A 22,717-nucleotide genomic window follows, 5' to 3' on the forward strand; every position below is an offset into this window, starting at 1 on the left:
TATGTTCAATGAGTAGTGCAACGCTAGCGAACTCGACAGAAAAGAAAATGAAAAGTAAAAGCTTTCACCGATTTTATGACATAAATGGTTGGGCATTTGTTTTGCCTGCAGTCACGCTTGTGGCCCTATTTATGATCTACCCAATCCTCAACTCCTTATGGATGTCAATGCACTCAGGTCGTGGTGTCATGATGGAGTTTGTTGGCTTTGGCAACATTGAACGTCTATTCAATGACCCATTTTTTACTAAAGCACTGACCAATACCTTTATCTTCTTACTGTGCCAAGTGCCAGTAATGATATTTCTCTCTTTGGTGCTCTCTTCTTGTTTGAATTCACCTAACTTGAAATTTCGAGGCTTATTTCGATTAGCCATATTTTTACCATGCGTGACCTCGTTGGTGGCGTACTCAATTCTTTTCAAAAGTATGTTTGCTTATGAAGGGATCGTGAACCAGTTCCTTATGTGGTCCGGTATTGTGTCTGACCCAATTCCATGGCTGTCTGACCCATTCTGGGCAAAAGTGACCATTATTCTTGCGATCACATGGCGCTGGACTGGCTACAACATGATCTTCTTCTTATCGGCAATGCAAAACATCGATAAGTCAATTTATGAAGCGGCGACCATTGAAGGCGTGAGCAAGGTTAAGCAATTCTTTTTCATTACCGTTCCACTGCTTAAACCGGTCATTTTGTTTACCACGGTGATGTCGACCATCGGTACTCTGCAGTTGTTTGATGAAGTAATGAACATTACCGAAGGTGGTCCAGCGAACGAGACAATGACACTTTCAATGTACATCTATGACCTGTCATTCAAGTTTGTACCAAACTTTGGTTATGCAGCGACGGTCTCTTACGTGATTGTATTCTTCGCAGCTATCTTGGCGATGCTTCAATTCAGAATTGCTAAGGATAAATAAACATGAAAACGAAATTAACTAACGCTTTGATGTACGCCTTTTTATCGCTTGCGGCGTTTATCTCACTGTTTCCATTTTATTGGATGATCGTCTCTACCACGAACACGACGACTGAGATCAATACGGGTAAGTTCACCTTTGGTGATCAGTTATTTGCTAACTTAGCGCGTTTTTCTGAGCAAGTAGATATCGCCCTTATTTTTGGTAATACCGCAAAAATCGCCATCATCAGTACGTTATTAACGCTGTTGATTTCATCGATGGCAGGCTACGGGTTCGAAATCTATAAAAACAGAAATCGTGACCGTGTTTACACGGCGATGTTGTTAACCATGATGATTCCGTTTGCTGCAATGATGATTCCGCTATTTACCTTAATGGCGAAAATGAACCTATTAGATACGCACTTTGCGGTTATCTTGCCAACGGTTGCATCAGTCTTCATCGTCTTCTATTTCAGACAATGTACCAAAGCGTTCCCTAATGAGCTGATTGATGCGGCTCGTGTGGATGGTGTATCAGAGTGGAAAATTTACTTATACGTTTATCTTCCTGTGATGAAAACCACCTACGCAGCGGCATTTATTATTGTCTTTATGGGTTCTTGGAACGCCTTCCTATGGCCACTGATTGTGCTGCAATCGGCAGAACTCAAGACGATTAACCTTGTGCTCTCTTCTATGTCATCGGCTTACTTCCCCGACTTCAGTGCCATTATGGTCGGAACCGTATTAGCCACACTGCCAACGCTTGCTGTGTTCTTCTTAATGCAGAAACAGTTTGTTGCAGGTATGACAGGCTCTGTGAAGTAGCGTTAAATCGATACGACTGAAAAAGAATAATAGGCCAAGCGCCCTCAATGGCGCTTGGTGATGAGAAATTAACTCGATAAAGAAGTATTCAACCCAAGAGTTGACTACATCCTGAGGAATTATTATGGCTGACATCAAGCTATCTAAAATTGTAAAGAACTACGGCGATACCAAAGTGATCAAGGGTGTTGATCTCGATATCAAACAGGGTGAGTTTGTTGTTTTTGTTGGCCCATCGGGCTGTGGTAAGTCAACGCTACTGCGTTTAGTGGCAGGCCTTGAAGAAATTACGTCTGGTGATTTGGAAATTGAAAACCGAGTTGTTAACCACCTAGATCCATCTGAGCGTGGTATTGCGATGGTATTCCAGTCATATGCTCTGTACCCACACATGACGGTGGAAGAGAACATGGGCTTTGGCATGAAGATGAACGGTTTCCCTAAAGACGAGATTGCAAGCCGCGTAGACAGAGCAGCAAAAGCACTGCAACTTGATAAGTTAATGGAGCGTAAGCCTAAAGATCTTTCTGGTGGTCAACGCCAACGTGTTGCTATTGGTCGTGCCATTGTACGTGATCCTAAAGTGTTTCTATTTGATGAGCCATTATCAAACCTTGATGCAGAACTGCGTGTTGATATGCGCCTACAAATTTCAAACCTGCACCGTGAACTCGATACAACGATGATCTATGTAACGCACGATCAGGTTGAAGCGATGACATTAGCCGATAAGATTGTGGTACTGCGTGATGGTCAAGTTGAGCAAGTCGGATCTCCGTTGGAGCTATATAATTATCCTGCAAACGAGTTCGTGGCTGGCTTTATTGGCTCTCCAAAGATGAACATGTTGCCAGCAACCGTTGCTACTATTGAAGGTAACGATGTCACGATTATTCTTCCGGATCAGCAATCCTTTACACTGGCTTGCGAAGCCGCGCGTTTAAGTGTGGGTGATAAAGTGACATTTGGATTACGTCCAGAGCATCATGCCGCTGGAACAGAACTGCCGAACCACCTGAAGTTTACCACCACAGACATCGAACGCCTTGGTAACAGTACCTACCTGTTTGGTGAAGTTGGTGGCCACCATAACTACAAGATCCACGTATCGGGTGATATGGAAGCACAACGCGGTGATGTGATGACCTTTAGCTTTGCGCTAGAGAATACTCATCTATTTAAAGATGGCTTACGTATTCCATCACTGTAATACACGTAGAGTCTCTATTTATTAATTAAAGCAGTGCTTGAAAGAGCGCTGCTTTTTTCATTTTCAGCGGCGAGTGATGATCATGAATAAAACAGTCCAACTAAACAGCCAGCAATCCACTTTAATTGTTTGCCTGAATCCCATGCCTGAAATTCTCTACTGGGGAGAAAGGTTAGAGCCACTCAATGAACAAGAGTTAGTTCAATTTCAACTAATGACGGAACGAGGCTTAATGCAAGCTCGTATTGATGAAGATGTGCCACTCTCTTTATGCCCAGAACTAGGTCGAGCCAATTTCGGCTCTCCGGGCCTTGAGGCGCATCGAGAAGGTAAAAGCTGGGCACCACAATTTATCTACGATTCACATCAAATCAATGCCCAAACTCTCTCAATCAAGTGTCAAGATATTGTGGCATCCATTGAGCTTCAAATAGCTCTGACGCTAGATGATGATTCAAGTGTTCTCGCTAAATCAATTAAAGTAATTAATCGCGATTCCACGCCGTTAACCGTGAATAAACTAGCGCTAACCTTTCCTTTGCCATATCAAGCGAATCAGGTGATGTCGTTTCATGGACGTTGGAGTCGGGAGCTTCAATCGCAACGCGTGAGATTGGATCATGGTCAGTTTATTCAAGAGAATCGCCGCGGGCGAACATCTCACGAGTACTTCCCTAGTTGCTTGATTGGTGAGGAGAACTTCTCCGAAGAAAAAGGCGACGTATGGGGCTTTCATTTAGCGTGGAGTGGCAACCATGCATGGAAAGCAGAAGTGAAAAGTGATGGCCGTCGTCTGATGCAAGCAGGGGAGCTACTACTGCCGGGTGAAGTGATCCTCAAGCAGAATGAAAGCTATCAAACGCCAACGCTTTACATTGCTCACAGTCGCAGCGGAATTAATGGACTACGAACGAAATTCCACCCTTTCATTCGACAACATCTAATTCGGTTCGATCGCCATAAAGTACGCCCTGTTCACCTTAATACTTGGGAGGGGATCTACTTTGATCACAACCCGAGTTACCTCAGTGAGATGATTTCTGAAGCGGCCAAAATAGGTGTCGAAAGATTTATTATTGATGATGGCTGGTTTAAAGGGCGAAATAACGATAAAGCAGCGCTGGGTGATTGGCTAGTGGACAAAAATAAATACCCACAAGGGTTAACCCCACTGATTAAACAAGTGAATGAATTGGGTATGGAGTTTGGTTTGTGGGTTGAACCAGAAATGTTCAACCCCGATTCTGATTTGTTCCGTACTCATCCTGAGTGGCTGTTAGCAAGTGAGGGTTACTCTGCGGTAACAGGCCGAAATCAATACGTATTGGATCTGCAAAATAGCGAGTGTTTTGATTACCTTTATTCAGCACTCAATCAGATTTTAAGTGACCATCATATCGGCTATCTAAAGTGGGATATGAATAGAGAAATCGTGCAAGCTAGCCACTTAGGTCGAGCTGCGGTGAACGGCCAAACACAGGCACTTTACAAATTTCTCTCAAAGCTTAATCAATCACATCCAGAGGTGGAGATTGAATCTTGCTCATCGGGAGGAGGGCGAATGGATTTCGAGATTTTACGCTATGCCTGCCGCTTTTGGACGTCAGATTGTAATGATGCACTAGAGAGGCAAACCATTCAGCGTAATATGAGCATATTCTTCCCGCCAGAGTTGATGGGTGCTCATATAGGCCCAGAAAAGAGCCACACGACGCGGAGAAGGCACGATATTCACTTTCGTGGCATAACCGCATTGTTTGGTCACATGGGGGTTGAACTTGATCCTGTGGCGGAGAGTGAATCAGAGAAGCAAGCTTTTAAGCACTATATTGAATTGCATAAACAATTTAGACCGCTGCTACATAGTGGTCAGAGTTTCTTTCTAGACAGTCGTGATCATTCACGACACGCTTATGGTGTGTTCGACAAGCAGCAAACCTTGGTTGCTATTGCCCAGTTAGCTATGCCTGAGTACATGCTCATGGAGCCCCTAAAACTTGGGATGCTAGAGAGTGATGGGGATTATCGGGTATCGATGGTTCACTTTCCACATTCAAGTCGTGGCTTGATGAAGCGACAACCGGATTGGACTCAAGAGCAGACAATTGTTGTGAAGGGCTGCTGGCTTAAAAATGTGGGGCTAAGTTTACCTATTCTTGATCCAGAATCGGCGATGTTGATACATATTGAAAAGAGTCATTAACGCTAGTCGTAATCAGCTGTGTGAAATAGAAGAAAAGCAGAAATAGAAGAAAAAAAGTCGCTGCTATTGAGTTAATAGTTAAGCGACTTTTTTGTGCGATTAGCGTGCTGGTCGAGATAGCCCTAGGTATAAACCTACGACAATAGCGATAACACTAGCTGATCCCATGATTAGAACTGAAGCTACATTAAGGTCCATGTTAATCCTCTATTTCTTTAAGATGTTCAAGTTTTTTAAGATTTTCAAGGCAGAATTATATCGGTTAACAGGGAGGGAAAAATGATTTTCGGCTTGGGGTTATTCTCTTGTTACAATTTTCTAATCAGGCTTAGAATTGAAGTAAATATCAAATGAAAATGGTTTACTATTCGAATGTAAAATCCATCTCATTCGCCCCGTAGAGGTATAAAGATTAATGAAATACTTAACTGTCTGAGTGGCGCTACAGCTTGAACTGCAGCCACACTTTGCTGCGCCAACGCCTTGCCATTATCAGTCCTCTAAACCACTCATCCATGGCTATGGCAATCCATGCACCGAGAACTCCCATGCTCCAGTGAATTCCTAGAATGTAGCTCATCACAACACCGATTCCCCACATACTAAGAATGCCCATTTTGACTGGGAATTTTATGTCTCCACTCGCTTTTAGCGCAGAGATAAACACCAGGTTAAAGGCACGTCCTGCCTCTAAAATAATAGAAGCGCCAATCAATGCGACGGTAAGTTGGGTCACCATTGGGTCGTGGGTAAAAATTCCAACAATTTCGTATCTGAATAGGTAGAAGAGAGTCGTGAACGTTACGGATACGGCAAAGCCTGCCACAAAGTACCACTGGACGCGTTGCCAAATCTCGTCGATGTACTGCTTACCAATATAGTAACCCGCTTGAATTTGTGTGGCTTGCCCTAACGCTAGAGAGAAAGCGAACGCAAGGCGCGCGATATTCTGAGCATAGGTGAATGCGGCGACAGAAGCGGTTCCCATAGAAATAACCAAAACCATAATTGTCATTTGAGCAAGATTATATGAAAGCACTTCCCCTGCGTTTAGCGCACCAATCTTAACGATTTTTTTGTAAATCGCGCGTGGAACAGAGCGATATTGAGCAAGCTTTAAAGGGATAGAGCGTTGTCTAAGCATATAGAACAGCAGACAAGTACTGATGATTTGACTGACGACGGTCGCTGTTGCAACACCTGATACACCAAAAACAGGAAGACCAAAAGGTTGGTATAGGGCTATGTAGTTACCCAATAGGTTAATTACGCCGGCAATGAGGTTAATGATCATTGGCGATTTAGAGTAGCCATAGCAGCGCATAATGGTGGAAATCACCACACCGAACGTCACAACAAATGTAAAGCTACCGCTGATCGCAAGATATTCAGTGGCATAACCAAGTACTTCAGGCTCTAATTGGAAAAATGGCAACAGATTAAAGGCAGCAAAGTAGGCAAATAGGCTAAGTAGAAAGCCAACAGCTAAGGCTAAAACGAAACTTGCCACATTCACTTGGTGTGATTTTTCTTTATTCCCTGCACCTAGGTACTGGGCGATTAAAATACTGCAACCACTACTGACCATGCTCGATACAATCAATAGAAAGAAAGAGATTTGAGTAACCACGCCAATGGCGGAAACCGCTTTATCAGAGTAACTGCTGAGCATGAACACATCGCTGGTGTTCAACGCAGTTCGCAACAGGATCTCGATAAATATCGGCCATGTTAGTGCAATAATACTCATGCGTTTGGCTGTGTTTGGCATGTAATGGCCTCTCGAAAACTGTGACGCGGTTCAAAAAAGAAAGCGATGCTAATGCATCGCTTTAATTAAGGACAGTAAAATTTTATAAATATTGAAGATTACAAGTAGTACTCAATACCTAAGTGCCATTTGGTATCTTCGCTCTTGTCTGCATCGTTGAATGCTAGAACACCGAAGATTTTAAAGTGGTCAGTCACGTGGTAGGTTGCACCGTAGTTGATGGCGTCCGTCTCAGAGTACTTACCTTGTTTAAAGTCAGTAGTTGTTCCTTTTTCCTCGGTATTACGCTGAGCGTATACTGCACCGATTGTCCATTGGTTGATGTCGTAAGTTGCGGCAACTTCGAAATCAAACCATTCATCCTGTCTATGACCTGATTTGTCTTCAATATCTGCTATAGATGCCACACCACCAAGAGTCCAGCTACCAATGCGGTATTGTAAGCCAGCCCAGTATTGGTGCTGTGTTTCATTCATATTGTAGCTGTTGCTGTCGTCCCAGCTATAACCACTTTTCTCACGGCCATATACATAGCCTAAACCGATGTCTAAACCGAAGTCAGTTTTGTACTTACCCGACATATTGAAACTGGTGACGCCTTCTTTACTATTTCCATCAGGCAGCACGTAGGCAGCTGAGAAGTCGAACTTCTCTTTCCACACTTTGTAGGCGATGGTGTTGTCATTCCACCAGTTTTCGCCATCTTGAGCGCCAACGATACGGCGGCCATCAAAAATAGACTCAGTAACGATGTCAGCCATTGGACGTACGTTCCATAAAACGTTTTCTTCTCGACCAAAGGTCAAACGGCCGTACTCTTGGCTTTCTACACCAATCCACAAAGCGCGCTGTTCATCGTTTTCATCAGCTGAAAATTCACGCTCAAAGAAACCAGCAAATTTAAGGTCAGCACTTAACTGACGCTCACCGTACACATTAATACGCGCATTCATATTGCTCCAATTGCCTTCGTATGTGTCGTTTATCGTGCCATCTGAATTAAGTTTTGTTTCATCGTAGCCTTGATAAAGGGTAAATAGGCGACCGCCTAAGTGTAGAGAACGCGCACCATCACGATAAACTTCGTGAGCGCTTACTGTAGCTGGTACTGCAGTAGCTAAAGAGCAAGCAACGGCGATAGAGGTAAGTGTTTTTTTCATTATTATTTCCGACTATTTTTGTAAGAGGGATAGATGTTCGATGCAGAGATTATGATTTGGTGTAAACGTTTGCAACCTGGCTTTTGATGAAAAATGATACGGCTCACACATCCAAAATAAGACAACTGTAACAAGGTGTTTCGTGTGCTGCATAAGGTATTGAGTGGAAAGGGGATTCTGTTGGGTTGAGAAAGTAGCTGTGAAACGGAACTAATTGAATCCCACCATAATTGAGCCTTAGATCACGTATATGGCAACGTCGATCAATTAGAATGGTATCGTTTACATTGCTTTGGGTTCTATATCCATTTCCCTACAGATAACGATAAGAAGTAGAAACTATGTTACCTAACTTTAACCTGAAACCTATTACTGCTGCTCTTGTTGGATCATTACTACTTGCTGGTTGTAGTGGTGTGTCCAATGACCAATCTGAAAATCGAGTTGTGAGTGAAAATGCGTCACAGCTGGCTGTTGATACTTCAACGACTTACCAAACAATGCACAGTTTTGGTGCCTCAGATGCATGGACAATTAACCCTCTGATTAATCACTGGATTGAGAACGGTCAAGAAGATCATGTAGAGAAGTTAGCTGAACTCCTTTTCTCCACTGAAAACGGTATTGGATTATCGGCATGGCGTGTAAACATTGGTGCGGGCAGTGCTGAGCAAGGCCGTGCGAGTCAAATTTCTGATGAATTCCGCCGCGCAGAGCTATTAATGGCAGAGCCAAACGGTGAAATTGATACCACAAAGCAACTTGGCCAAATCCGAATGATGCAAGAAGCACAAGCATTAGGTGTGGATGAGTTTGTGGCATTCCTTAATAGCCCTCCGCACTGGGCGACGAAGAACGGTTTAACTTATCCAGCAAACTTTACCGATTTCGGTGGCGTTGGCTCTACCAACCTAGATCCTGAGCAAGAAGAGAACTTTGTTAACTTCATGGTTTCCGTACTAGATTACCTGCAAACTGAAGTAGGTGTTCCAGTTAACCACATTAGTCCAATCAACGAACCAACATGGGATTGGGAAGGCGGCACGCCTCAAGAAGCAAACCGCTACAACATGGATGAACTAAAGTCCCTTTACTTCAAACTTGATGATGCATTAAAGCAAGCAAACCTTCCTACACCGGTGGCTGTTGATGGCGCAGAAGTCGTGGAATACACAGCGGCACTAAGTGATGAATACAAAATTCAATTTGATCACGGCGCGTACACAGGTGCGATGAACAGCCGAAACCAAGGTCTCTATAAGAACTACATTGATGAGCTGCTTGGAGATGAGCAGATGAGAGACGTTCTACACAATAAGATTTCGGTACACGGTTATTGGTCAGATCACGTATCAGACCGTATGGGCGACTTGCGTGATTTACTGCGTCAGAATGTAGATTCAGTCTCTCCTGGCGCAGAAATCTGGATGAGTGAAATTTGTATCCTAGGCGGTGAAGGCGATGTACGTAGCTTTAGCGGCCATGGCTATGAAGCTGATGATATGGACCTTGCTATCCACGTAGCAAAAGTCATGCACCGTGATTTAACTCGCCTTAACGCTTCGGCTTGGCACTGGTGGTTAGCGGTTACACCATACAACTATAAAGATGGCCTACTGAAAATTGATTCGTCATTAGATGCGAATACCTTAGAAGAGACCAAGTTGTTCTGGACAATGGGTAACTACAGCCGCTTCATCCGCCCTGGCTTTGAGCGTGTATCGCTAGATGGCTACGATGATCTTAACGGTTTAATGGCGTCTTCTTACTACAGTGAAGAAGAAGGTCAACTTGTGACTGTTGTAGTCAATGCTTCTGAAACACAAGCGATGCCTCTTGAGCTAAACACAGCGAAAATTGAACTGGCTGACTCTGAAGTGTACGTCACCAATAAAAATCACAATTTAGAGAACCTAGGTCAATTTGAGCAAGGCTATATTATTGAGCCAATGACAACGGTAACGATCGTATCGGCTGTTAAGTAGTATCGATAACAAACCTTATAAAGGCAGTAAATCTCACGATCTACTGCCTTTTTTAATCGAGTCTCAGTAATCCACTAGAATTATACGAGCATATATTAAAAAAATGGGGCGATCTAAATCACAGCCAGTCGTACTTTTTTTGACAAGGGCCGTTTCTCTTCGATAGAGTGGAAACGTTTACATAGGTCTCCACTGTTTAACATCACTAGGCATGAATAATAATGAGAAGTTTTGATGACATCCTACGAGCACGTGATTGGGAAAACCAACATGTGACTCATGCAAATACCCTTAATCCACATGCTGCATTGAACGCATTCACTAACGAGCAGCAGGCAATAAGTGGTGAGGTTTCAGATAAAAATGTATCACTGAATGGTCAGTGGAAATTTGAGTTGTTTGACCAACCTGAATCCGTGCCGCATAACTTCATGGATGAAGCGTTTGATGTTGCGAATTGGAACGAGATTACCGTTCCAAGCAACTGGCAGATGGAAGGCCACGATAAACCTATTTATACCAACGTAAAATACCCATTTGATGATACGCCTCCTTACGTGCCAAGTGACAACCCAACCGGCTGTTACCGAACGTCTTTTGAGCTAGACAGCGATTGGTGCCAACGTCAGCTACGCATTCAATTTGCTGGCGTGAATTCTGCTTTTCATATTTGGTGTAATGGCAAGTGGGTCGGTTACTCACAAGACAGCCGTTTGCCTGCAGAGTTTGACCTGAGTGATTTCGTTAAAGAGGGTGAAAACCACCTAGCGGTGATGGTGATCCGCTGGTCTGATGGCTCATACCTAGAAGATCAAGACATGTGGTGGCTTAGCGGTATATTTCGTGAGGTCTCTTTAATCAGCAAGCCTGAAGTACACATCGCAGATGTCGATGTTGTGACGACGTTAGATGACGTGTACCAAGACGCCACGCTAAACGTGACAACCACACTCAGCCAAAACAGTGATAAACACGCGGTCAGCATTAAGCTCTTTGATGCTGAAGGCGAGCTAGTTGCCAGTCACAAAGCCGAGTCGACAAACAACCTTGATATCGATGAAAAAGGCGGCTGGAACAACAAAGTCATCCATGCGATTGAGGTGGCTAATCCGAACAAGTGGAGCGCAGAATCTCCGTATCTGTACCGTGTTGTGGTGAGTCTTGAAGATGAACAGCAACAGCTCATCGAGTGTGAAGCGTATTCGATTGGATTCCGCTCGGTAGAGATCACTGACGGTTTGTTAAAAGTGAACGGCAAAGCGGTGTTGATCCGTGGTGCTAACCGTCACGAACATCACCCTGAGCTTGGTCATGCTGTGAGTTATGAGAGCATGGTTGAAGACGTTAGAATGATGAAGAAATTCAACTTCAACGCAGTACGTACCGCGCACTACCCGAACGATCCACGTTGGTATCAACTGTGTGATGAGTACGGTTTGTATGTGGTTGATGAAGCGAACATTGAGACACACGGCCAGTTCCCAATGCGTAACCTGTCTGAAGAACCTAGCTGGTTAACTGCTTACATGCGCCGCATGATTGGCATGGTTGAGCGCGATAAGAACCACCCATCTGTGATCATCTGGTCTCTGGGTAACGAGTCGGGCATTGGCTTAAACCACCATGCAATGTACCAATGGACCAAGCAGCGTGATAACACACGTGTGGTTCAGTATGAAGGTGGCGGCTCACGCACTGCAGCGACTGATATTTTATGTCCTATGTACGCTCGCGTTGACGAAGAGAACGATGGCGATGGTATCAAGCGTTGGTCAATTAAGAATGAAATCAGTCAGCCAGGTGAAGATCGTCCATTTATTCTGTGTGAATACGCACACGCAATGGGTAACAGCCTAGGCAGCTTTGATAAGTACTGGGATGCTTTCCGTAAGTTCCCACGCCTGCAAGGTGGCTTTATCTGGGATTGGGTTGACCAAGGCATCACTAAGACCGACGAGCAAGGTACTGAGTACTGGGCTTACGGTGGTGATTTTGGCGACACGATCAATGACCGTCAGTTCTGTATCAATGGCTTGGTATTCCCTGATCGCACGCCGCACCCACACCTTTGGGAAGTGAAGAAAGCACAGCAGTTCTACCAATTTAAGATCAATGAGAAAGAGCTAAACCTAGGTCTAAGCAACGCGTTGAAATTGACCGTTGCGAGTGAGTACCTATTTACTCAAGGCTTGAATGAAACGTTAGCGTGGCAGCTGGTTGAAGATGGCATCACCATTCAACACGGTGAGATTGAATTAGCGCTACTGCCTGAATCTAAGCAAGAATTTGAACTTATTAGCGATCTTCCTGCGCCGAAAGCGGGTAAGACTTATCATCTGAACGTTGATGTATCGCTTCAGTCTGATACGGCATGGGCTGATGCAGGCCATCTAACGGCCATTGAACAGTTTAATCTTCCAGGCAGCAATGAGTTGTTACTGACGGAAGAAACATCTGTGGCATCGAACATGAGTGTTAACGACTCTGGCGATAACGTTGAAGTGGTGACTTCGGCATTAACGCTAACTTTCAACAAGCAAACGGGTCACTTAGAGAATGCGCTACAAGAAGGTAAAGCTCTGTTGGCTCGCGCTATCAAAGATAACTTCTACCGTGCGCCAATTGATAACGATATTGGTACCAGTGAAGTTGACCGAGTAGACCCGAATACATGGGCCGCTCGTTGGGCTGCTGCAGGTCTTAACCGCATCGAATCAAGCTGTGTGCGCTTTGAAGTGAATACAGTTGGGCAGTTTGTGGTTGTTTCTTCTCGTCATAAGCACGAAGTGGATGGGCGCACTGTATTTATCTCAGATTGGCAGTACAAGGTGCAATCTTCTGGCAAGGTTGAGTGTCAGGTGAGCGTTCAAGCGGCGAAGGGGTTACCATCGTTACCACGTGTTGGCGCTGAGTTTGCCATTCCACTGAGTGAGGGCAGCAAGGGGGAAATGGTGGATTGGTTTGGCCGTGGTCCTTACGAGAACTACCCAGATCGCATCATGGCAGCGCGTGTTGGTCACTACCAATCTAGCGTTGATGAAATGCATGTTGATTACATCTTCCCAAGTGAGAATGGTCTGCGCTGCGATGTGAAACAGGCGCAAGTGGGTGATGTGAATATTGAAGGCGATTTCCACTTCTCGGTAAGCCGTTACTCAATCGATTCATTGGCGCTAGCGAAGCACACCAATGAGCTTGTTAAAGACGATTGCATCTATGTGCGTGTGGATGGTTTCCACATGGGGATTGGCGGTGATGATTCTTGGAGCCCAAGTGTTCATAGCGAGTACTTACTAGAAGCGGAGCAATACCAATATGGCTTTACGCTGTTTGCTTAAGTGGCTTAATCAATACTAAAGTCCGATACATTTAATACTAAAATCCCCAGTGTAATAACCGGGGATTTTTTATTTTATCGGACAGCCTGAATATCAGAATGCAGGGTCGGTGTTAATAAGCTATGCCGCTTGATGTCGCATCACCGATTCTCTTTGTACCAATGTTGGTGAGTAGCAAAAAGCTTGTTCACTGTACTCTTGCCCTTGAGATAGCATCAATGCAAGCTCGGCGGCTTTTTGCGCCATCAGTTCAATAGGGTATCGAACGGTGGTGAGGCGAGGAGAGACGTATTTGGCAATGATGCCATCATCAAACCCAATCACCGATAGCTTATTAGGTGTATGAAGACTGTTCTCTTTGGCAATAGAGAGTGCGCCTGCAGCCATGTAGTCATTATAAGAAACCACGGCGCTCATATCGGTCGACTTGGTTAGTAGATTAGTCATCGCATCTTCACCACCTTCGCTGGTGGGTTCTGCGTATTCTATATAGCCGTTTGGTAACTCAATATTGTGAGCTTTAAGAGCGGCTAAATAGCCATCCACTCGGTCTTTTGCGTCGTCAATTTCATGAGCCGAAGCGATACAAGCTATTTTGTGGTGACCATTCTTAATCAGCAGTTCAGTGGCAAGATATGCGCCGCGAAAGTTATCCAGAGAAATACAACGTGAAGCCAGCTCTGGAATATGTCGGTTAATGATCACCAGCCCTTTGACTTCCTTGGCGTAGGCGACAAGCTCTTTATCAGAAAGCGCTTTGGAGTGAACGATCAATGCTTCACAGCGACTGTTGATCAACAGTTCAATGGCTTTTTTTTCTTGTTCGGCCGTGTGGTAACCATTGCCAATGAGAACGTGTTTGTTGTTTTGGTGGGCAATTTTGTCAATCGCTTTAACCATAGTGCCATAAAAAGGTTCAGACACATCACAGACGACGATACCAATGGTATTGGTAGTTTGATTGACCAGTGCTTGGGCTGCTGCATTAGGGCGGTAACCGAGCTGCTTCATTGCTTTATTCACCGAGGCGGTGGCGGCTTGACTCGCTTTGGAGGATTTATTTAATACGCGAGAAACGGTAGCAACGGAGACTCCTGCTTCTTTTGCTACATCTTTGATCGTTGCCATGGTTTACCTCGTGATTTTGAGTTGGTCATTAGACACCGAGTGAAATCGTATATCAATAAATATGCCACTGATTGCTCTTTTATATTGCGATGTGTTGATTTCAATTAAACTTATACTGGGCTAAAAGCGTGGGTTACCGGTGTTGTGGAAACGTTGTGCAATCAGAGCGGCTGGTAAACACTTTTACCTTAGAAAACCTTCTTAGTAAAAAGCGCTAAATAACCAAAGCTTTTAGAAAAAATATCAATATTCTAGTAAATATAAAGCGCCAGAGTCCCCAAACTCTGGCGCTTTCGTTGTCAGTTAATAATTAGGCATACTTATTAACTGACGTTACGCTTTACTTTCAGATTACTCTGCGTCAGTAAAGAAATCGTTGTACAGCATGTACAGGTGAGCAGCACTCCAAGAGAAGTTCGGTGCACCTTGCTGTTCGCCCGTTAGCGGGTTGTAGTTCTCACGAATCGGGCCATCTTGAATTAGGCCGTCAGCGTTATCAAAGAACGCGCCTGCCATTTCGATAGCGTCGTCACGGTAGCCGTAGCTCTCCATGCCTTTTAAGCCAAAGTAGAACTGATCCACCCATACACGTCCACGCCAGTAAATGTCAGGGCCAAATGCAGGGTTAGACAGCGCCGCGGTACCTAGTGGTACGTGCGTGTTGAACTCTTCCGTGTCTTTCATGACTGAAACAACCGCGTCAGCATGCGCTTGCGTTGCTGCACCGTTAAACAGTGGTGACCAGCCTTCAGGGCCTTTGCCGCGTTCTACGATTGGCTTACCCGCACAGCCGTTAGCCAGTGGCTTGTCTTCAATACGAATGTCGTAGTAGAAGTTAGTGCTCTCATCGAACATACAGGTGTTGATGTAGTTTGATAGGTGCTCTGCTTTTTCGCGGAACTCTTTCGCGTCAGACTCTTTACCAAGAATGTCTGCCATTTCAGCTAGGTACTTGTTATCGCTGTACATGTAGCTTGCTTGGTCAACGGACTCTTGCAGCAGTGAGTAGCCAAGTAGCGTGCCGTCTTCCGCACGGTTTTGAGCAAACTCTACGTCCCAATCAGAACGCTTGCCGCCGTTAGCGACGTATTCGTTTAGCTGATCGATATCGATGAAGCCAAATGCGGCAGCATCATCACGACCTGATTCCCAAGACGCTGCGATTTGAGCTGGGCTTTCAATGAAGTCGTATCCGCCTTCAGCGACAACTTTATCAAGCGCTGCTTGACCAACGATGGTTTCATGCTCGTCGCCACGAACCACAGTGAAGAACATGTCGCCTTCAGGTGTGTTGTGCGCTTTGTCTAAAGATGCGCCGTATTCAGGGATGCCATTACCATTATTGTCACGGTTGCGTAGCCACCAGTCGTGGTAGGCCACAAGCATTGGGTACATCTCTTCTATCCATTCTTTGTCGCCAGTGGTTTTGTACACTTCCATTACAGCCCATGCCGCTAGGCTTGGCTTAGTATTACGTTCGTTCCAGTTGCCACCGTCACCGCCACGTTCGGGGCTTTTATTGTATGACAGTAGGTCAGGTACAAAGCCTTCGTCCCAAGGACGAAGCTCATCATCGGCTTGGATTTGGAAAGCAAACATCGCGCGAATATTATCTTTTGCTACTTCTGGGTTGAAGTGCGCCATTGCGTACGCTTGTTTCCACGTATCCCACGGCCATGTTTGGTTACCAGAGAACCAACGAGCCGTTACAGAAGGAGTAACCGAATCAAATTCCATTACACCTGCTGCCCCACGCCAGTTACCGTTTAGGGTTTCCATCGCTTTAACAGCAACACGCTCTTGTTCAGGCGTTGCGTTCGGGTTGGTTAACCCCATCTCTAGGTAGCCTTCCCAACGAGCTTCTGAAGCATCTAAATAGTCGGTAGGGGTTGCCATGATCTTTTTGATCTCAGCCTGTTCAGCTTGGCTTTCTTCTGCTGTTAGAACGTGAGAGTAAGTGGTGTAGAAAGTGGTTGATTCAGCAATGCTTGCCGTTGATGTGAAGCTTAGGCCTTCAACATTGGTTTGCGTTTCAATCGACTTGTGAACTTGGTACTCAGATTCGCCTGAGGTCAAAAGATCCCATGTCGAGCGTACTTCGCCAAAGGTAACTTTTAGGCCGTCATCAGTAGCGACGATTTGGCGGTTATAATCTGGGTACGTTTCAGCAATGGTTTTATCCGTTTGCGCTTCACCTTCTTTCGCGTGAGTTTTCTCTAGTAACTCACCATCCCAAACTAGCTCTACTGGTTCGTCAGTTGTGATCTTAGTTTCTAGCAGCGATGTACGGTCAGAAGCGAATCTCAGTGTCATTTCAACCGTTACGTCATCAGAGGTTAACGTTTGAACTAATGCGCCTGGTAAGCTGTACGCTTCCATGGTGAATTCAACTTTCTTGCCATCTTTGAACACGCTTAAACGGTCAAAGTCGTTTGCCATGAAGTTGATGTATTCTTCCGTGAGTAGCGCAGTACCCGGGAAGCCGCCCATGCCTTCATCTGAATCAGGAAGTAGGTGGCCGTGCCATGCGCCCAAATCGAAGAATGGGTTAAAACGTTGGTGGTCATCAAAGTCGTAATCGCGCATATATTCTGGTGAGCCAGTACGGTCGATAACGTTTTGGAAATTATTGGCTTGCAGTTGTTCTACTGATGTTGCTTCTTCGGTTGAGTTAGAGCAGCCAGCCAGAGTAATGACTGAACCAACAGCGATAGCTGTCAAAGTTTTACGTAAAATCATGTATATATCCTCGAATTACCAGTAGAAATATTGCATAATGAACAGTTGCGCATCGTCATTCATGTTGTCATCACCGACTGCAAACTTAGTGTCGAATGCGGTTGCGTAAGTGCCATTACCGTATTCGTACCAAACACCTGCGTTGATGTAAGAGCGAGTCTCATTTGGCTCGATGTCCGAATCAAACTTAGCGTAGTTGTACGCTGCTGACAGATAAACACCTGGAGCTGCTTCATACCAACCACTGGTTTGGAAACCCGTTTCGCTACCAAATGACTCTTGATTGCCTTTGTCGGTGTCGTGCCATACACGTGCTGCGACGTTTTTGTATTCCGCCCCTAAGATAACCAGTTCGCCACCGCTGTTATCACGTGCTTCAGCACCAGCTAATAGTGTTAGATCGTCAATAATGTCGTACTGAACGTAACCATTGACCATGGCATTTTTATCGATCCATTGGTCTGCAAATTTGTCGTACTTACCGAAGTTAATCCACGCATCATCTTCAGAGAAATCAGACTTTGGTGCAGCTGTCACGCTGTAGCGGAATTTACCGTCAAGGTTTTGGATTTTAAGACCGAAGTTGACATCGCGTGTATTGGAAATCGCGTAACCGTACTCAACCGTGGCATCGCCCCACCATTGAATGTCATCTAATGAAGAGTCGTTTCGACCAACAATGAACTCAGTTTTACCATCGGTGCGGTAACCTGCGTAGAAACGATTAAAGCCGCCTTCAAAGCCGCCCCAGCCGTGACCAGTAGCCCAAGCATTTCCTTCGTCGTCTGCTTGAACTGTCCAGCCTTCCATGTACGCCAAGCCGAACCAGTTACCGTGCTCGATTGCGAGACCAGCTTCAATGTAAGTACCGTCGCTGTAACGGCCTTTGCTGTCGCCTTCAAGTGCAGTGTGTCCACCTATGCCAAGCTCTCCATAAAAGTTGTATGAAGTCTTAGATTCAGATTGTGGCACCTGCGTGGTGCTGTGGTTAGCTTCAGTCTCGGCTGCATTGACAGACAAAGCAGTGAAAATACAGCTAGCGATTAAGGTCTTTTTAGTAAAACTACTTTTCATTTGATTATCTTCTATATAAGGGTTAATCCGCGAGTAGCCGCAAGGACATTTGGCTTCTAGTTTGATGACGCTCTATTCGGCGTACTGACCAATTGACTTGCGATTTCAGGAGCGATATTAGCGTTATTTTAGGGGTCGAAAAATAACTTTGGTCGAAAAGTGTGATCTATTTTAGTAAAACTTTACTTAATTTTTGTCGCGGAAAAACTATCAAAGAAAATATCAATAACCTATATAATTTGCATGCTAAATAAAGCGCATATTTAAAAGCAGATAGATAAAAGCACCGACTCATCGTCAGTGCTTAAAGGTGATTCATTTTAATCGCGTGAATTACGCGCTGATGGGGGTAGCTTCAGCCTTCTTTTCTTCAGCCGTTAACCCTTTTTCATATTTACCGTATTTCCACCACGCATAGCCAAGGAAGATGACAATACCGCCTACGTTATAGAAGATAATGGTCATGATGTCGCCACCTGTTGGGAAGGTTGAGGCAAAGAAACCCACGGTGAAAATAGCAATAAGCACAGAGACAATCGCTATGCCCGTAACGCGTGAGCCCATTCTGAAATCACGAGGTAGGTGATCCAGTTTCATGCGCAAGTTTAAGTAGGCGATCATAATAAACAGTGGCGGCAACATAGACGCTGCAGCCGTCATGTTGATAATAGTACTCATCAGATCTTGCACGGTGTCAGAGGCCAGTGTCGGAATGAACATCAGTGGAATAACAATTAAGAACTGGATCCAAGCCGCGCGAACTGGCACACCTTGTTTGTTCAGTGCGACAGTTTTCTCACCAAAGATGCCTTTAGGGATTTCAGAGAAGAAGATTTTAACCGGCGTTGCTGTCCACATAAGTAGCGATCCAAGCATGGCAGTAAACGAGACCACGCCAACGAATCGATTCATCAGTAATTCAGATAAGCCAAAATGTCTCGCCATCCCTTCAAATACCTGAACGGAGCCTCCAGTAAATTTCAACTCTTCGCGCGAAACAAAGACATTGGCAAGAATAGAACCAATGAAATAGAGCGCACCAATAAACACGCCGGCAATGATGATGACTTTAACAAATGACTTATGACCACCTTTAATGTCGTTCACGTATACCGCGACAGACTCAGCGCCACCTGCAGCCATAAAGATCCAGGTGAGAACTCCCAGGAATGCCCAGTTAAAAGTAGGAGTCATCGCTTCAATCGTGATTGGGTCTGCAGGTTCAATACCACCGATTAATGCACCACCTGAGAGTACGATGTAGGACAGTGTCAGGAGCAGCATCAGTGATGAGGTGATTGAGGTAATTGGCCCTAGAAGCTTCGCACCGTTATTGGAAATATGAGTGGCGATGGCAAACAGAATCATACTCAATACCGCGGTGGTCAATGGTGTAAATATGTATTCAAAGCCTAAGAACGCATAGGATGCGTAGGCGATGATTCTTGGCAGTAGTGAGGTGAAAAAGAACAGGTTTACAAACCAATAGGTGTACGCCGATATAAAGGCCCAGCGTCCACCGAGTGAACTTTTTACCCACGCGTATACGCCGGCTTCTGAGTTCTTATTGAGCGAAACAAATTCCGCCACAATTAAGCAAAAAGGGACGAAGTAAAAAACGGTTGCGAGTAAGAACATCGGAGCGGAAGAGAGTCCGATCTCAATGTTATTGTTAATGATATTGTTAAAGCTATAGACAGCAGCAAAGGTCATAGATAGTAAGGCAAATTTGCCTATCGTGCCACGAGCAGTTTCGGACATGATGTTCTCCGGTGTTTCACGTTAATTATAGTAGGTGCATGGTCCTAGGGTGTTTATAGGCCGTGCTTTATTGTTATGTTGGTTTGGCAAACACCCATCGAGTTATTACGGTGTTAGCATTTGCTGTGTATCTTCACAGCTTGTTTATGGGGAGTACGTGTATTGAGCGCAAGGGGTTAATTTAGTAAAAATACCAACATTTATCCCGCTCATCTCATAAACCGTACCGTGAAGTTCGACCAAGATTTTTGAGATATTTGGCCTTTAGGTAAGATAAATTTAGGCTCTTCTAAAACAATAATAATGGGCGGTTTCTTCACCACAGAGAGTAAAGATTTAAGGGATGAAAGTTAAACAATATTGATCGTTTTTGTGACTTTGAGTAAATGTTTTACTTAAATTTTATCTTGGTGTTTCTAGTGTGAGCTTGATGGTGATGTTGATGCTAATAGTGATGAAGTGAAATAACCGAAGCATCATTGCTGACACCTCGGTTATTTAGGGGGTATAAGTGTTTGTAAAGGTACTCTTATTTAAACATCATTCAGCTTGTAGAGACCTCTAACGCTATGATTTAAGACTGCTTAGCAGTTTCTAGTTGCTCACCTTCCGCCTGCTTTTTTTCAAAGCGAGAGATCCACCACCATGCAATTGCAGAGAATACCGCAGTCATGAAGACGTTAATGAAGAAGGCTCTCATGAAGTTCACGCCTGTTGGGAAGGCTGATGCCGTCATACTTACAATGAAGATGGTAATTAGCACCAGTACGACACCCATGCCGACTTTACGTGAACCCATGCGGAAATCTCGTGGTGTATCGTCATATTTCCAACGGAATACAAAGTAAGCCGCCATGATGAAGATTGGTGGAAGCATTGCAGTACCAGCCGTTAGGTTGATTGCAACGTTCATCATATCTTGGACTGATTCTGAACCAAATCCACTCACTAGAAGCATGAATACAACGAAAGCGAACTGCCACCAAGCGGCGCGAACTGGAACACCATGTTCGTTTAGCTCTGTTGTTTTCTCGCCGTAAACACCTTGAGGGATTTCAGAGAAGTGAATTTTTACTGGCGCTGCAGTCCACATCATCATAGAACCAAACATGGCGATGAAGAGTACGATACCCACGAAGCGACCGACTAACGTTTCAGATACACTGAAGTACTGAGCCATACCGGTAAAGATCTCAACCATACCACCTGCGTAAGTTAAGCTTTCACGAGGAACGAATACGTTAACCAGCAGTGAACCAATGGCGTACATTGCACCAATAAGAACACCCGCTGCAATGATGACTTTAATGAAGGTCTTTTGACCGCCTTTTACATCTTTTAGGTAAGCCGCTGCCGTTTCTGCACCACCTGCCGCTTGGAAGATCCAACACATAATACCCAGCGTTGCCCAGTTAATGGTTGGTGTCATCGCTTCTAACGTGATTGGCTCTGCTGGAACGTGGTCGCCACCGAGCGCCATAACGGCACCCAGTACGTAAATACCAAACAAGGCAAACACACCGTAAGCAACAAATTCAGAGATCTTACCTAACCAAGACGCGCCTTTCGTCGAGATGTGAGTTGCAAGTGCAAACAACACAATCGAAATTAATGAAGTGACGAGAGGGGAGAACGCATACTCATAACCTAGCATTGCGTATGAGGCGTAGGCGATAACGTTAGGCAGTAGGGATACAAACCAAAATAGGTTAACAAACCAATACAGGAAAGAGCCTAAATACGCAGACTTTGTCCCTAATGGCTTTTTAAGCCAATCATACATGCCCGATTCAGAATCTTTGTTTGCAGAAACGAATTCAGCAATGATGAATACGAAAGGGATGAAGTAGACGATAGTGGCGAGTAAAAAGATAGGTGCCGAGCTCAAGCCCAATTCGATATTGTTGTTTACGATGTTGCGAACGTTAAATACCGCCGCAAGCGTCATCGATAGCAAGGCAAACTTGCCAATCGTGCCACGCATAGATCCAGACATAATGTCCTCCATTGAATCACGTTATGTATTGTCGTTATTTCTCTAAGCTTTCAATGTAGGGTGAATGCTAAGAGTACTTTTATAGTGAACCTAACTCGCTAGAGACTAAGTTGAGCCTTGAACGGCAAGGCTCAGTCATAGCCAGTGAAAGGTTCTATTTATTTGTTTAAAAAGCAGCCATCTTCAATCGTGACCTTCAGTACGACTTTGCGTACGTGGCTGTCACCGTGGAAGCGGTAAGCTTTGCTGTTATCAAAGATGGTCACTTGACCTTGTGATAACTGACGAACTTCTCCGCTTCCTGTTAAATGTTCACGGTCGGTTTCATCGCTGTAAGCCTCTACAGTGTTAAGTTGATTTTTATCTGCAAACTCAACCGTTTCATGCCCATCGAGGTAGTAGTGCACATCGAAGTAACGGCGGTTTCCGGTAAAGGTTTCAGTGTTACGAGCAACGCCGTCTTCAATCATGTAGGTCAGAGAGTCGCCGATGGAGTACATAACGCCATCTTTGATGTTGCCGATGTTTTCAATCGCTTCCACACAACGATTCCACTTGCGACCGTCACGGTAGACGACTTTAAATTGCTCTAAGTTTTCTAAAACGATCATCGG

The 22,717-nt window shown here is 44.7% G+C and carries 14 protein-coding genes; 6 read left to right on the forward strand and 8 right to left on the reverse strand.

What is annotated here, in order from left to right:
• Nucleotides 1-8: 8 nt before the first annotated feature.
• The 4 genes from KP803_RS04225 (at nucleotide 9) to KP803_RS04240 (ending at nucleotide 5,151) form a co-directional block, all read left to right on the forward strand.
• Nucleotides 9-926, forward strand: coding sequence for a carbohydrate ABC transporter permease (locus KP803_RS04225; RefSeq protein WP_248007585.1), 918 nt, complete (start codon nucleotides 9-11; stop codon nucleotides 924-926).
• Between the two features lie 2 nt (nucleotides 927-928).
• Nucleotides 929-1,738: a carbohydrate ABC transporter permease gene (locus KP803_RS04230; RefSeq protein ID WP_248007586.1), complete on the forward strand. Its 810-nt coding sequence runs from the start codon at nucleotides 929-931 to the stop codon at nucleotides 1,736-1,738.
• A gap of 124 nt (nucleotides 1,739-1,862) precedes the next feature.
• Complete coding sequence (locus KP803_RS04235) at nucleotides 1,863-2,948, forward strand: ABC transporter ATP-binding protein (RefSeq protein ID WP_248007587.1); 1,086 nt, start codon at nucleotides 1,863-1,865, stop codon at nucleotides 2,946-2,948.
• An 82-nt stretch (nucleotides 2,949-3,030) separates the two neighbouring features.
• Nucleotides 3,031-5,151, forward strand: coding sequence for an alpha-galactosidase (locus tag KP803_RS04240; RefSeq protein WP_248007588.1), 2,121 nt, complete (start codon nucleotides 3,031-3,033; stop codon nucleotides 5,149-5,151).
• Between the two features lie 442 nt (nucleotides 5,152-5,593).
• Here KP803_RS04240 and KP803_RS04245 read toward each other — a convergent pair whose 3' ends face one another.
• Both KP803_RS04245 and KP803_RS04250 read right to left on the reverse strand, forming a co-directional pair.
• Nucleotides 5,594-6,922 (reverse strand): MATE family efflux transporter, encoded by a 1,329-nt coding sequence (locus tag KP803_RS04245; protein ID WP_248007589.1) that lies wholly within the window; start codon nucleotides 6,920-6,922, stop codon nucleotides 5,594-5,596.
• Nucleotides 6,923-7,020: 98 nt separating this feature from the next.
• Nucleotides 7,021-8,082: a porin gene (locus KP803_RS04250; protein WP_248007590.1), complete on the reverse strand. Its 1,062-nt coding sequence runs from the start codon at nucleotides 8,080-8,082 to the stop codon at nucleotides 7,021-7,023.
• Between the two features lie 341 nt (nucleotides 8,083-8,423).
• On the opposite strand from KP803_RS04250, the gene KP803_RS04255 reads away from it, so the two are divergent.
• Nucleotides 8,424-10,067: a glycoside hydrolase gene (locus KP803_RS04255; protein WP_248007591.1), complete on the forward strand. Its 1,644-nt coding sequence runs from the start codon at nucleotides 8,424-8,426 to the stop codon at nucleotides 10,065-10,067.
• Between the two features lie 221 nt (nucleotides 10,068-10,288).
• Entirely contained in the window at nucleotides 10,289-13,405 is a 3,117-nt protein-coding gene (gene lacZ / locus KP803_RS04260; RefSeq protein WP_248007592.1) for a beta-galactosidase, LacZ type, read from the forward strand.
• A 120-nt stretch (nucleotides 13,406-13,525) separates the two neighbouring features.
• Here lacZ and KP803_RS04265 read toward each other — a convergent pair whose 3' ends face one another.
• From KP803_RS04265 to KP803_RS04290, 6 genes are all read right to left on the reverse strand, one after another.
• Nucleotides 13,526-14,533: a substrate-binding domain-containing protein gene (locus KP803_RS04265; protein ID WP_248007593.1), complete on the reverse strand. Its 1,008-nt coding sequence runs from the start codon at nucleotides 14,531-14,533 to the stop codon at nucleotides 13,526-13,528.
• A 351-nt stretch (nucleotides 14,534-14,884) separates the two neighbouring features.
• Complete coding sequence (ygjK, locus tag KP803_RS04270) at nucleotides 14,885-17,272, reverse strand: alpha-glucosidase (RefSeq protein WP_248007594.1); 2,388 nt, start codon at nucleotides 17,270-17,272, stop codon at nucleotides 14,885-14,887.
• 15 nt (nucleotides 17,273-17,287) lie between these two features.
• Nucleotides 17,288-18,346 (reverse strand): protein YgjJ, encoded by a 1,059-nt coding sequence (gene ygjJ / locus KP803_RS04275; protein ID WP_248007595.1) that lies wholly within the window; start codon nucleotides 18,344-18,346, stop codon nucleotides 17,288-17,290.
• A 333-nt stretch (nucleotides 18,347-18,679) separates the two neighbouring features.
• Nucleotides 18,680-20,107 carry an amino acid permease gene (locus KP803_RS04280; RefSeq protein WP_248007596.1) on the reverse strand — a complete coding sequence of 476 codons (1,428 nt, stop codon included), beginning with the start codon at nucleotides 20,105-20,107 and terminating at the stop codon, nucleotides 18,680-18,682.
• A 574-nt stretch (nucleotides 20,108-20,681) separates the two neighbouring features.
• Nucleotides 20,682-22,103, reverse strand: coding sequence for an amino acid permease (locus KP803_RS04285; protein WP_248007597.1), 1,422 nt, complete (start codon nucleotides 22,101-22,103; stop codon nucleotides 20,682-20,684).
• 158 nt (nucleotides 22,104-22,261) lie between these two features.
• Complete coding sequence (locus tag KP803_RS04290; protein WP_248007598.1) at nucleotides 22,262-22,714, reverse strand: beta-galactosidase subunit beta; 453 nt, start codon at nucleotides 22,712-22,714, stop codon at nucleotides 22,262-22,264.
• Nucleotides 22,715-22,717: the final 3 nt, after the last annotated feature.

The sequence above is a fragment of the Vibrio amylolyticus genome (genome assembly GCF_023145695.1).
In the GTDB taxonomy this organism is placed as follows: domain Bacteria; phylum Pseudomonadota; class Gammaproteobacteria; order Enterobacterales; family Vibrionaceae; genus Vibrio; species Vibrio amylolyticus.